This is a genomic window from Candidatus Frankia nodulisporulans (genome assembly GCF_902806475.1).
GTDB classification, from domain to species: domain Bacteria; phylum Actinomycetota; class Actinomycetes; order Frankiales; family Frankiaceae; genus Frankia; species Frankia umida.
In genome coordinates this window covers 1-12,564 of sequence record NZ_CADCWS010000115.1, presented here as the reverse complement: position 1 = coordinate 12,564, position 12,564 = coordinate 1, and the positions used below count along the sequence as shown (strand labels likewise).

The 12,564-nt window shown below is 73.7% G+C and carries 12 protein-coding genes and 1 pseudogene; 7 read left to right on the top strand and 6 right to left on the bottom strand.

The genetic code is table 11. The annotated features are described in order from the left end of the window. Nucleotides 1–93 precede the first annotated feature (93 nt). The gene (locus G6R24_RS12180) at nucleotides 94–942 is read left to right on the top strand and encodes an SDR family oxidoreductase (protein ID WP_163549367.1); all 849 of its coding nucleotides are present in this window, start codon (nucleotides 94–96) and stop codon (nucleotides 940–942) included. 27 nt (nucleotides 943–969) lie between these two features. On the opposite strand, the gene G6R24_RS12175 is transcribed toward G6R24_RS12180, so the two are convergent. Continuing rightward, nucleotides 970–1,563, bottom strand: a complete 594-nt coding sequence (locus G6R24_RS12175) for a TetR/AcrR family transcriptional regulator (RefSeq protein ID WP_225438447.1) — start codon at nucleotides 1,561–1,563, stop codon at nucleotides 970–972. A 153-nt stretch (nucleotides 1,564–1,716) separates the two neighbouring features. Between G6R24_RS12175 and G6R24_RS23700 the strand changes: the two are divergent. The 4 genes and pseudogenes from G6R24_RS23700 to G6R24_RS12160 form a co-directional block, all read left to right on the top strand. Next, nucleotides 1,717–2,268 (top strand): annotated as a pseudogene (locus G6R24_RS23700) (MFS transporter); the annotation flags it as partial. A 47-nt stretch (nucleotides 2,269–2,315) separates the two neighbouring features. Next, nucleotides 2,316–3,386, top strand: coding sequence for an MFS transporter (locus tag G6R24_RS23315; RefSeq protein ID WP_263864052.1), 1,071 nt, complete (start codon nucleotides 2,316–2,318; stop codon nucleotides 3,384–3,386). 150 nt (nucleotides 3,387–3,536) lie between these two features. Continuing rightward, nucleotides 3,537–4,166, top strand: a complete 630-nt coding sequence (locus G6R24_RS12165) for a dihydrofolate reductase family protein (RefSeq protein ID WP_163549365.1) — start codon at nucleotides 3,537–3,539, stop codon at nucleotides 4,164–4,166. Nucleotides 4,167–4,503: 337 nt separating this feature from the next. Further along, a complete protein-coding gene (locus G6R24_RS12160; RefSeq protein ID WP_163549364.1) occupies nucleotides 4,504–6,354 on the top strand; it encodes a phosphatidylglycerol lysyltransferase domain-containing protein in 1,851 nt (616 codons plus the stop codon). Here G6R24_RS12160 and G6R24_RS12155 read toward each other — a convergent pair. Then, nucleotides 6,279–7,205, bottom strand: coding sequence for a TIGR03564 family F420-dependent LLM class oxidoreductase (locus G6R24_RS12155; RefSeq protein WP_163549363.1), 927 nt, complete (start codon nucleotides 7,203–7,205; stop codon nucleotides 6,279–6,281). The two genes, G6R24_RS12160 and G6R24_RS12155, sit on opposite strands and share 76 nt — an antisense overlap. A gap of 137 nt (nucleotides 7,206–7,342) precedes the next feature. Further along, on the bottom strand, nucleotides 7,343–7,756 hold the full coding sequence (locus G6R24_RS12150; RefSeq protein WP_163549362.1) for a hypothetical protein: 414 nt from the start codon (nucleotides 7,754–7,756) through the stop codon (nucleotides 7,343–7,345). An 89-nt stretch (nucleotides 7,757–7,845) separates the two neighbouring features. On the opposite strand from G6R24_RS12150, the gene G6R24_RS12145 reads away from it, so the two are divergent. Beyond that, on the top strand, nucleotides 7,846–8,487 hold the full coding sequence (locus G6R24_RS12145; protein WP_163549361.1) for a TetR/AcrR family transcriptional regulator: 642 nt from the start codon (nucleotides 7,846–7,848) through the stop codon (nucleotides 8,485–8,487). Nucleotides 8,488–8,603: 116 nt separating this feature from the next. Then, nucleotides 8,604–9,260: a histidine phosphatase family protein gene (locus G6R24_RS12140; protein ID WP_163549360.1), complete on the top strand. Its 657-nt coding sequence runs from the start codon at nucleotides 8,604–8,606 to the stop codon at nucleotides 9,258–9,260. A 32-nt stretch (nucleotides 9,261–9,292) separates the two neighbouring features. Here G6R24_RS12140 and G6R24_RS24115 read toward each other — a convergent pair whose 3' ends face one another. The 3 genes from G6R24_RS24115 to G6R24_RS12125 all read right to left on the bottom strand — a co-directional run. Further along, nucleotides 9,293–9,715, bottom strand: coding sequence for a hypothetical protein (locus tag G6R24_RS24115; RefSeq protein ID WP_476695817.1), 423 nt, complete (start codon nucleotides 9,713–9,715; stop codon nucleotides 9,293–9,295). Between the two features lie 117 nt (nucleotides 9,716–9,832). Beyond that, a complete protein-coding gene (locus tag G6R24_RS12130) occupies nucleotides 9,833–11,092 on the bottom strand; it encodes an SfnB family sulfur acquisition oxidoreductase (RefSeq protein ID WP_225438446.1) in 1,260 nt (419 codons plus the stop codon). Between the two features lie 34 nt (nucleotides 11,093–11,126). After that, on the bottom strand, nucleotides 11,127–12,564 hold a 1,438-nt coding region (locus G6R24_RS12125; protein WP_476727352.1), incomplete at its 5' end, for an acyl-CoA dehydrogenase family protein.

Sequence of the window (12,564 nt, the reverse complement as noted above, 5' to 3'; positions counted from 1 at the left end):
AAGGAACTACTGAGGCGCTGCACTAGGGACCGCGGGTCGCCCCGCACCGCCGGGTGAGCCGATGGCTGCCCAAGTCGACCGAAGGACAAGGCAATGACTGACGAGGTAGCGAAGCTCTCGGTGCTGGTCACCGACGGTGGCACGGGCATCGGCGCGGCGATCGCCCGGCGCCTGGCCCACGAGGGTGCCTGGGTGACCATCTGCGGCCGCACGGAGAAGACCCTGCTGGCCACCGCCGAGGCCGTCAACGCCGAGGTCGGACGGGACGCCATCACCTTCCACACCGCCGACGTGACCAACGAGGCCGACGTCGCCCGGGTCGTCGCCGCCGCGGCCGCCTGGCAGGGCCACCTGGACGGCGTCGTGTCCAACGCCGGCGGCGGCGGTGCGCTCGCACCCCTGCACGAGCAGGACGTCGACGCGTTCGAGGCGATCATGCGGCTGAACGTCACCAGTGCCCTGCTGCTGGCCAAGTACGCGGTCCCCTTCTTCGCCCGCGGCGGGTCCGGTTCGTTCGTCGGCATCTCCTCGATCGCCGGCCACGTCACCCACCCGTACTTCGGCGCCTACCCCGTCGCCAAGGCCGCCCTCGAGGAGCTCATCCGCAACGCCGCCGACGAGTACGGCGCCGCCGGTATCCGCTTCAACGCGATCCGCCCCGGCCTGACCTCCACCGAGCTGCTCAGCTTCATCAAGCCCGGCACCGACGTCTACGCCAGCTACGACACCAACACCCCCCTGGGCGGCGCCTCCGACCCCGACGACATCGCCCAGCTCGTCTCCTTCCTTCTGTCCTCTCGGGCCAGCCGTATCACCGGCCAGGTCGTGAACGTGGACGGCGGCCTCTCCCTGCGCCGCGGCCCCGACTTCAGCACCCGGGTCCCGTCCCACCCCATCACCCGGGAGAAGCTCGCCGCCCTGGCCACCCCGCCCACCCCGTAAGGTCACCGCCCGGGCGGATGAGGTGGTTCAGGGACGCCCTGGGAGGCCGGCGCGGCCGGGGCCCGCGGGGCGGGGGGCGGCGCCGAGCAGGGTGGTCCGCAGCGCCGGACCGAGGGTGCGGACTATTTCATCAGGGCGCATCGAGGCCATCGGTTCGACCGGGACCAGATAGCGGGTGAGCAGGAGGCCGGCGACCTGGGCGACGAAGGCGCCGGCGCGCTGCTGGGCGTCGGCGCCGCCGAGGCGATCGGCCAGCCGGTCGACGAGCTGGCGGAGCAGGCCGCTGCGGAGCAGGTCGGCGAGCTCCGGATCGATGATCGCCGCGCGGACGGCCGCCATCATCGGGACGCCGGTCTCCGTGCTGTCGTAGGCGGCCAGTACGGTCAGCAGCAGGCGCTGCGGCAGCGTCTCGAGGTTGCCGTGAAGCAGGCCGGAGAGGGTGTCCGCCGGGCTGATGGCGAGTTCGAGGACGGCGGCGAACAGGCCGCTCTTCGAGCCGAAGTAGTAGCTGATCAGCGCCGCGTCGACGCCCGCGTCAGCCGCGATCGAGCGCATCGTCACCGCCTCGTAGCCCTCACGGCGAAACCGTTCCCGCGCCACCTCGAGGATCTGACCGCGCACGTCCGGACGCCCCGGCCGCCGCCCCCGCGGCGATGCGGGGGGCGGCTCCGTGGGCGGGGTCGGCGAAGAATTCATCACGGTTGAACTACGCTAGTCGTGGGGTCCACGGTCGGTCCAGGCACACCGCCACACCGCGCCGGAAGGACCCGGACCATGACCACTCCAGCCGCCTCGTCCGCCTCCACCACCTCGCTGTCACCACCGGTCGCATCGGCGACCCCCCTGCCCCCGACGACCCCTACCGCACCAGCGGCAGCGGGCGCCCGTCCGACGAACGCACCAGCCAAGGACCGCTCGGCACCCACCGGCGGCGCGACCGGCGCGACCGGCTCCCCGTCCGCGGACGGGGCGGCGGGACGGCATGGTCGGGTGCTGGCGGTGACCTGCCTGGCGCTGGCGACCGTCGTGTCGGCGATGTCGTCGCTGAACGTGGCGCTGCCTTCGATCGCGACCGATACGCATGCCTCGCAGACCAGGCTGGCCTGGATCATCGACGCGTACAGCCTGGCGTTCGCGTCCCTGCTGCTGCCGGCGGGGGCGATCGGCGACCGGTTCGGCCGGCGGCGGGCGCTGCTGGCGGGGCTTGCGATCTTCGGTGCGGGATCGGCCGCGGCACCGTTCACGTCCAGTGCGGGGGCGTTGATCGGGTTGCGCGGCGTGCTCGGACTCGGGGCGGCGCTGGTGATGCCAGCGACACTGTCCACGATCACCGGGACGTTCCCGCGGGAGCGGCGGGCGGCGGCGGTCGGCGTGTGGGCGTGTGGGCGGCGGTGGCCGGATCGAGCGCCATCATCGGCGTGGTCGCCTCCGGGCTGCTGCTGGAGGTGTGGTCGTGGCGGGCGGTGTTCGTGCTCGGAGCGGCGCTCGCCGCCGTCGCCATCGTCGGGACCTGGCGGTTCGTGCCGGACACCGCCGACCCGCGGCATCCGCCGATCGACGTCGTGGGCGCGGCACTGGCCGTGGCCGGGCTCGGCGTGCTGGTCTACTCGATCATCGAGGCGCCGGAGCACGGCTGGATCCGCGACACCACCCTGGGGGGTCTCGGCGTCGGGCTGGTGCTGCTGGTCGGGTTCGTGCTGTGGGAGCTGCGCACGTCCGCACCGTTGCTGGACCCGCGGCTGTTCACCCGGCCGGCGTTCGCGGCCGGCTCCCTGTCGATCATGTTGCAGTTCTTCGCCTTCTTCGGTCTGATCTTCGTGCTGATGCAGTACCTGCAGCTGGTGCGGGGTGACAGTGCGCTGATCGCGGCCGTCAGTGTGCTGCCGATGGCGGCGGGTCTGATCCCCTCGTCCAGGCTGGCGCCGAAGGTCGCCGCGAAGGTCGGCGCCCGGGTGTGCTGCGTCGGCGGACTCCTGCTGATCACCGCCGGGCTGATCCTGCTCGCCCAGGTGGACGGCGGGAGCTCCTACCTGCTGATCGCCGGCGGCCTGTACCCGCTGGGTCTGGGCATGGGATTCGCGATGACGCCGGCGACCACCGCGATCACCGACAGTCTGCCGCCGGCGTTGCAGGGGGTCGGATCGGCTGTCAACGACCTGTCCCGCGAGCTTGGTGGTGCCCTGGGCATCGCCGTGCTGGGCAGCCTGCTGGGCTCGGCCTACCGCTCCCACCTGAGCCTGCCCGCCGCCCTGCCGACCGAACTCGCCGAGCGGGCCCGCGCGTCCTTCGGCCTGGCGGCCCATCTGCGCGAACCGGTGCGCGGCCAGGCACAGTCCGCCTTCGTGGACGGTATGAGCATCGCCCTGCTCGGCGGCGCCGCCGTGACCGCCCTGGCCGCGGTCTGCGTCGCCGTCCTGCTCCGCCCGTCCCGCCGTTCGGCCTGACCGCGCCGGATCACCTCAGGCGATCCCGGCGCTGAAGGTACTGGCAGGGTAGGCCGCGATGAATCCGCGAGGGCGGTGGTGTCTGACGGGTAAGCACCACCCGTCAGACACCACCGCCCGACCACGCGGCACGGATCGAAGGAGATCGACATGCGGCTCGCCCTGCACGCCTTCCTCACCCTCGACGGCGTCATGCAGGCGCCCGGCGGCCCGCGGGAGGACACCTCCGGCGGGTTCACCCACGGCGGCTGGTTGCCCGACCACGCCGATGAGGAGTCCGGCGCCGCGGTGGTCAACTGGTTCTCGAACGCCGACGCGTTCCTGCTCGGCCGCACCACCTACGAGATCTTCTCCGGCCACTGGCCACGGATCACCGACGAGTCCGATCCCATCGCCAGCGCGCTGAACAGCCTGCCGAAGTACGTCGCCTCGACCACCCTGACCAGCCTCGGCTGGGACGGCGCGCAGCTGCTCGAGGGGGACGTCGCCGCCGCCGTCACCGAGCTGAAGAAGCAACCTGGCCGCGAACTACAGGTCCACGGCAGCGCGGGGCTCGCCCGGACACTCATCGAACATGATCTCGTCGACGAGTACCGCCTGGTCCTTTTCCCCCTGCACCTGGGCACCGGGAAGAAGCTGTTCGCCGACGGAGCACCGCCCGCCAGGCTGCGCCTGCTGAGCTCCCGCACCACCGCCAGGGGCCTGATCATCACGACCTACGAACCGGCCGGCCCGGTGACCTACGGCTCGTTCGCACTCGACGACGAGCCCACCCCCTGACCGCGGCTGGGACCGCGGCTCAGACCGCGTCGCCGAGGTGGCCCGAGGGGCGGGACCATGGGCCCGTGTGCCGCCGCGGGCCGGGGCGGGTGAGCTCACCGTTGAACCATGCGACCGCCGCGGCGACGGGCGGCGGTCGGGCGGCGTCCACCCGTGAGGGTGACCACGTTGGGTAACGAGTGGTCGGACCGACAGGCACCGGCAGCCCGAGCCGGACAGCAAGCGGGGTAACGTACGCCGATCCGGGACGACGGCGCGATCATGTTCCGGTGTCCCGCGGGACGCCCGCGGCCGCGCCCACCCCTGCTCCCGGTTCGCGGATGGATGTGGTTCCCAGGTGACGCCTGGTAAGGACGCGCCGGCACCGACGGCCGGCTCGCGGTGGCGGCGGTTGCCCACCCCGGCGCTGATCGCGGCGCTGACCGCTCTCGTCGGTCTGGTGGACGTGGTCACCGCCATCAGTCACCGGCCGACCCGCTGGACGTGGATCGGCCGGATGATCCCCGGGCTGGTGACCGACGCGGCGACCGGCACCAGTGTCGGCGCCGGCCTGCTGCTCATCGGGCTCGCGCATGGCCTGCGCCGGCGCAAGCGGCGGGCCTGGCGGGCGGCGGTCATCCTCTCCGGCGCGGCCGTGCTGCTCGACCTCGCCCGCGGGTTCGCCGTCGCCGCGGCCGCCCTCGATGCCATCCCGTTCGCGGTCCTGCTCGCCACCCGGGCGCGGTTCCACGCCGCCGGCGACCCGCGCACCCGCTGGCGGGCCCTGGGGGCCCTCGCGGCCCTCGCCGCGGCCGACCTCACCATCGGGCTGTCCCTGATCTCCTTTCGCCATGGCGAGGGTGCGCTGGCGGACCGGCTGACCCACGTGCTCGCCGGTCTGGTCGGGGTGAGTGGGCCGGTGCGCTTCGGGCCCCGCGACGCCGACCTTGTCGGCGCGGTGCTGCTGGCGCTGGGCGCGGTCACCGTCGGTGTCACGGGCTATCTGGCGTTGCGACCCGCCCGTCCGGTCGCGCGGTTGACAGAGCAGGACGACACGGGGTTGCGCGCGCTGCTGGCCCGCCACGGCGGACGCGACCCGCTCGGCTACACGGCGCTGCGCCGGGACAACAGCGTGCTGTGGTCACCGTCCGGCAAGGCCGCGATCACCTATCGGGTGGTCAGTGGGGTGGCGCTGGTCTGCGGTGACCCGCTGGGCGATCCGGAGGCCTGGCCCGGGGCGATCGGCCCGTTCCTCGAGCTCGCCGCCACCCATGCCTGGGTGCCGGCCGTCGTCGGCTGCGGCCCGGACGCCGGACGGGCCTGGCAGCGCGCCGGCCTGCGGGTGCTGGAACTCGGCGACCAGGCCATCGTGCGCACAGCCCAGTTCCGCCTCGACGACCCGCCGCTGCACCCGCTGCGGCAGACCGTCGCGACCTTCGAAGGCGCCGCCCACACCGCCCGGATCGACCGGATCGGCGACCTGCGCGAGGACGAACGCGGCGCGCTGGTCGAGCGGACCGCGGCGGCGGACCCCGACGGTGTGGTCGTCCGGGCCTACCACCACGATCAGCTCTGCGGGCTGCTGACGTTCGCGCCGTGGGGCCGCGACGGGCTGGCACTCGACCGCATCCACCGCGAACGGACCGTCGCCGGTGGCCTGACCGAGTTCATGCTCGTCGCCCTGCTGCGCGACGCACCGCGTCTGGGTGTCAGCCGGGTCTCGCTGACCTTCACCGCCTTCCGCACGGCGCTGGCCCGCGGTGAGCGGCTCGGGGCGAGCCCCGCGCTCAAGGTGTGGCGGCGGGTGCTGCTCGGGGCGTCCCGCTGGTTCCAGATCGAGTCGCTGTACCGGTTCAACGCCCGGTTCGCACCCGACTGGCAGCCCCGTTACGTCTGCTGGCCGGTCACCCGCGACCTGCCCCGGGTGCTGCTCGCCGCGATGCGCGCCGAGGTCCTGGTCTCCCGGCCCACCCTGCTGCCGTGTCGCCCCCGCTGGCGGACCGACGACCCGGTGCTGACCAGCGATGTCACCATCAGCACCGACCCCCCGCCCGCCGCCCCCGTCGGCCGGCCGGGCCTGGCCAGGCGAGAGGGGCGTCCCGGGGTGCTCGGGCGGGACGGGCGGGACGGGCGTCAGGTGCGGGAGAGGCCACCGAGGAACTCCGCGGTACGCAGCAAGGTGTCGTCGTCGCCGAAGCAGACGCCGTAGACCTCGTCCACCCCGGCGTCGGCGAACAGTCTCAGCCTGGCCGCCACCGTCTCCTCGTCGCCGATGGCGGCGAGGTCGGCGGGGCCGGTGGCGTTCTCCCGGGCGAGTACCCGCTCGTAGACGGGCAGCGCCACGAACCTGCGCAGCCGCTTGTTCACCAGCTCCGCGTGCCGCTCGGCGTCGCCGGACGCGCACACCGCCATCGGGATACCGGCGACGACCCGCGGCCTGGGCCGGCCGGCTTCGGCGGCGGCCGTCCGGACGATGGGGATCACCTCGTCGGCGAGGGTGTTCGGGCCGACGAGCCAGGTGATGACACCGTCGGCGAGCTGGCCGGCGACCTTCAGGGACAGCGGGAACATGGTGCCGACGTAGACGGGGGGCGCATCCGCACCCACGACGTTGGCGCGACCGAACTGACCTGTGGTGTCCACCCGGATCAGTTCGCCGGTGTGGGTGAGCCGTTCCCCGCGCAGCAGCGGCGGCAGGACGGTGAGGTATTCCCGTAGGTAGGCGGCCGGACGCTGGTAGTCGATGCCGAGCACGTCCTCGACCAGGGCGCGGTGCGACGAACCGATCCCGACGACCAGCCGGCCATCGGTGGCGGCCTGCGTGGTCAGGGCCTGCGACGCGAGCAGCAGGGGGTGGCGCACGTAGGTGGGCAGGATGCTCGTTCCGAACGAGATCCGCGTGGTCCTCGCCCCGGCCAGCGCGAAGATGGTGAGGGCGTCGACGCCGAAGAGCTGACCGCACCAGACCGAGTCCAGGCCGGCTTCCTCATGATGGACGATCTGGTCGAGGTAGGCGGACAGGGACCGCTCACCGCCGGCCAGGGACATGCCGAACCGCATGGTCGGTACCCTCTTCGACGCAGGGCCGTCGCGCTCGGAAAGCGCCGATCACACCCGACCTTAACGAGGTTAACCAAAGCCGGCGCCATCCGCCACTCATCCACCGCCGACCCGCGAGCGGACCGCGGCCCTCGCGGCTACCTCGACCGGACGGGACGCGGCCGCCCGAGCACCGCGACCACGCTGGCCACCGCGAGCGCCGCGACCAGCGGGTGGATCACCCGGTCACGCATGTCGACCGGGATGAGACCGATCAGCCGGTCACCGTCGACCGCCAGCTCCAGCAGGGTGGCCGCCGCGTACACCGCGCCGATGGCGGCGACGCACAGCGTCCGCCGGGCCGGGAACACCAGACCGCCGACGGCGAAGGCCACCATCACCAGCTGCCAGACCGAGCGCCAGCCGGTACCGGGCGCCGTCCAGCTGGCACCGCCGACGAGCGTCCCCACCGCCCGCACACCGCCGCCCGCCGATCCGGGCACAGGCCGCGACGCCGGTCCCGACGCCGGCGCTGGTACCGGCTGGGTCACGTCCTGCTGGCGCTCGCTCATTCGCTGCCATCCCCACTTCGCTCTGGGCCCCGTGGCGCCCCGACCAACTAATGCCATGTTGGCACTAGCGCTGGACGTATAGTGCCACAGTGGCAGTAGCAGGGGTAGGCCCGTCGACCCGCCGCGTGCGCCGCACCCCGGAGGTGGCTCGGGCGGAGATCCTCGCCGCGGCCCGCGAGGTACTGGAGGGCGGCAGCGCCGCGGACTTCACCGTGGCCGCGGTGATGAGTCGCACCGCGATGACACGCAAGACCTTCTACGTCCATTTCGCCGATCGGGGCGAGCTGATCCGGGCGCTGGTGGGCCCGCTGCGCACCGAGCTGGACGCGACGCTGCAACGATGGTCCGGCGCCGCCGACCCGGTCGCGGCCGGCACCGAGGCCCTCGCCGCGGCGGCGCGGATGTACGTCCGGCACGCGACGCTGCTGCGCGCCGTGTGGTGGTCGGCGGCCGACGACGCCGAGGTCGCCCAGGCCCGCGCCACCCTGCTGGCACCGCTGGTCACGGTGGGCACCCGGCTTCTGGTCGACCAGCGGGGCTTCGATGACGACCGGGCCCGCGGCGTCGCCCTCGCGCTCGCGACGATGAACGTCCACGTCCTGCTCGCACTCGGTCCGTCCGCCACCGCCGACGAACGCGACGCCGCGACCCAGGCCCTGCGCGAGGTCTGGACGAGCGTCGTGCTGCCCCGCCCCCCGACCGCCGACCCGACCCCGACCGCGGACACCTGACGCCCGGCGCCGGACGCCCCGCGCCCGGCAGTTGGCGCTCGGCGGGATCAGGGTTTGGCCGCAAAAGGACCAGCCGCGACGTTGACAGCACCGGTCAGGGTTGATTGCCTCGCTCAGTGACCACGCGGCGTACGCTTCGCCTCGCCCTCGTCAGCGCCGCTCCCACCCCGGCGCTGCGGGCCGCGCGTTTCCCCGACGACGAGGGGCTCGACGCGGACGGTCTACGCCGCACCGCCGCCGCCGCCCGCACGCTCGCCGCGGGGCCGCTGGCCGCCGGCGCGCTGCCCGGACGCGCCCGGGTGCTCATCGACGACTCGGCCCGGGCCCGGCAGACCGCGCGTGTCCTTGGCCTGAGTGCCCGGGCCGGCGAGACCGGTGTGCGGGTGGAGACGGCCCTACGCGACCTGGACGTCGGCGACTGGCGCGGCCGGGAACTCAGCGAGATTCCCAGCGCCGACCTGCTGCGCTGGCATGAGGAGCCGACGATGGCCCCGCCCGGCGGCGAGTCACGCCAGGCCCTGGTCACACGGGTCAGCACCTGGCTGGACGGCCTCGCCGGCGAAGCGGAGCACGTCATCGCGGTGAGCCATCCCGCGATCGTGCGGGCCGTGCTGCTCACCGTCCTGCGCTGCCCGCCGGAGGTCTTCTGGCGCATCGACGTCGCCCCGCTGACCGCCACCCTGCTGCACCGGCGCGCCCCCCTCCCCGACGCCGCCGACGCCGCCGACGCCGCCGTCCACTGGACTCTCACCCACGCCTGCCGTCCGCTCTGAGCTTCTCGCCGGCCAGCCTCGGCCGGCGCCGATCAGCGGGTGGGCGGAAGAAACGGGATGATCGGCTCGGGAACCGCGGACCTGGCCGGGATGGCGGTTCCCGCCACGGCGGAGCCGAACGCGGTGACCGGGTGACTGGCATCCGGGTGGCTGGGGCCGGTGGCCGGGGAGGTCGTGGTGGTGAACAGGCCGGCGTGGGTGAGCTGGGGCAGGACGCCCTCGCCGAACCAGTAGAGCTCCTCCAGGTGCGGGTAACCGGACAGGACGAACTCGTCGATGCCCAGCGCCGCGTACTCGGCGATCCGGTCGGCGACCTCGCGGTGGCTACCGACCAGGGCGGTGCCCGCACCGCCGCGGACCAGACCGACACCGGCCCACAGGCTCGGCGCGATCTCCAGGGAACGCGGGTCACGCCAGGAACCGTCGCCGCGATGGCGTTCGTGCAGGGCGAGCATCCTGGCCTGGCCGGTGGACTCGCTGCGGGCAGGACCGGCCTAGGCCGCGGCGACGGGGCCGGCCGACCACCTTTCACGTCGTGGCGTCACGCGGTCATGGGGTCATGGACTGTCCGGTCAGAGCTGGCCGTGGCGGGGTGGGGGTGTTCCGGTGAGCAGCCAGCGGCCGATGTGCTGGACCTTCCAGCGGCTCGGATCGTGCAGGGTGTGGGTGCGCGCGTCGCGCCAGTGACGGTCGAGGCCAAGCGCCCCGGCGGCGCTGCGGGTGCCGCCGAGTTCGAACAGTTCGGACGCGGCGCGCACCGCGGCCCGGGCTCCGGCGACCTTCGCGACCGCGGTGGCGATCGAGGCGCGCGCCGTGGTCTCGTCGGTCGGGTCCAGGTCGGCGGTGTCGATGGCGACCGCGGCCTCGCGCAGCAGCGCCTGCGCCCCGCGGACGTCGATCTCCAGCTCACCGGCCTGTTGGACGAGCAGCGGGTCGTCGCTGGCGTGAGCCACCCCGGACTCGAACCACGGCCGGGCCCGGGCCACCTGGGCGACGGCGGCGTCCAGCGCGCCGCGGGCGAGACCGACGTCGAGGGCGGCGTGCAGCACCTGGGCGCGGGCGCCGTAGGTGGTGGGGCCGTCGAAGATCGAGGTGAAGGGGACGATCTGGTCGGCGTCGACGGCGACCTCGTCGAGATGGACGGTGCCGCTGGCCGTGGTGCGCTGGCCCATGGCGTCCCAGTCATCGTCGACCCGCACCCCCGGGGTGTCCCGGCGCAGGTAGATCAGCACCTTGCCCGGCGCGCCGTCCGGCGACTCCCCCGGCGCGCCGGGCGGCGGGCCGGCCAGCACGGCGCGCACGACCAGCCAGTGGGCGAACAGCGCGCCGGTGCAGTAGAACTTCTCGCCGGTCAGCAGGTAGCCGTCGCCGTCCGGGCGGGGCCGCAGGGTGGTGGCGTCCTCGGTGATGGTGCGCCCACCACGTTCGCTCTGCGCGTTGGCGAAGCGCCGACCGGCGAGGGCCTGCGCGAAGAACCGGCGCTGCTGGCCCTCCTCCCCCGCCCGGCGCAGCGCGTCGAGGAACACGAAGTGGCTGTGCGGGATCTGCGCCAGACTCGCGTCCGCGGTGGCCAGCGAGCGGAACACCTCGGTGAGGGTCGCCACCGACACGTCCGCCCCGCCGAACCGGGCGGGCACGCTGATCCCGAGCAGGCCGGACGCGGACAGCTCGTCGACCTGCTCGCGCGGCAGCACCCGCCCGGCATCCCGACCGCCGGCCCCGACCGCGAACCGCCGTGCGAGCTCCCGCGCCACCGCCACCGCCTCGTCGTCCCCGCGCAGTACGGGTACCGGCGGTGGTTCGGTCACGAGGGCGGACGGCTGTTCGGACACGGGTTCTCCCACAGGCGATGTTCGGTGGCGGGACTCAGCGGTACAGCGAGAACTGCGGGGCGCGGCGGTTGAGGGTCCAGTCGCCGACCTCGCGGGCCTTGTAGTCCACCGGGTCGTGGACGGTGTGTGTGCGCAGGTTGCGCCAGTGCCGGTCGAAACCGTAGGCGCTGGTCGTGGCCCGCGCACCCTGGATGTCGAACAGGCGACTGGCCGCGTCCAGGGAGACCTTCGTCGTCAGGTACTTCGCCTCGTAGATGGCGACGGCGGCTTCGGCCCGTTCATCCTCGGTCAGGGCGGGGCCGGTGTCGAGGGCGGCCTGCAACGCCGCGCCGGCCCGGTCGGCGAGCAGGGCGGCGGCGCGGATCTCGCTGCGCAGCTCCCCGACGGTACGCAGGATGTACGGGTCGTCGGTGGCCCGCTCGACACCGGAGCTCTCCCACGGTGCCGCGTGCTGGCGCACCCAGTCGAGCGCCTCGTCGAGGGCACCCTCGGCGGTACCGAGGTAGAAGTTGACGAACGCCAGCTGCCAGTGCGGGGTGACCAGTGTCTGGTAGGCCGAGGGGACCCGTCCGGTCAGCGGATCATCGCCGAGCAGCTCGGCGCGTTCGACCCGGACGTCCTCGAACACGACGCCGCCGGAGTCGGTGAGCCGCTGGCCGATGTTGTCCCAGTCGCCGAGAGCCCGAAAACCCGGCCGACCGGCGGGCAGCGAGACGAACACCAGGTCGCCGTCGAGGACGGCGGTGACGGAGAGCTGGTCACCGAGGCTCGCCCCGGAGGCGAACGAGCGGCGACCGCTCAGCCGGAACCCGTCGCCGTCGCGGGTCAGCACCAGCTCCGAGCCGCCGCGCGGGTTCTGCACACCGCCCCAGAACAGCTTCTCGACGCCGTTGCGCCGCGACTGGGCGTCGGCCTGCGCCGGTGTGCCGAACAGCGGCGCGATGCGGGTCTGGGCGTAGTGGTAGCCGAGCAGGTGCGCGATCGAGGTGTCACCGCGGGCGATCCGCCGGGTCAGCTGGGAGGCCTGGGCGTAGTTCAGCCCGTCGCCGCCATGGGCGACCGGCTCCTGCACCTGGAGCAGGTCAGCCGCCCGCAGCAGTTCGACCTCGGGCCGTGGGGTGCGGTTCGCCCGATCCCGTTCGGCGGCGGTGGCGCGCAGCTGCGCGGCGGCCTGGTCGGCACGGCGCAGCGCGGCGGCGAAGCGGGCGGCATTGTCGGCGCCGACCTCCGTTCCCGGCTGCGGTATGGACGTCGTCTCCGAGACGGACGTTTCCGGGGTGGCGGCGGGGCGCTGGTCGGTGTGCGGCGACATGGGATTCCTCCTGGCGAGATGCGGCTGGTCGGAGCTCGGCGGCGAACGGGCGCAGCGATACGGCGTGCTGGGACACAGGGCGCTGTCGGTGCGGCGGAAGTCGACGTGTCGACGTCGCACCAGCCGCCCGCGTCGACGCAGCGCCGGAGCTGACGGCACC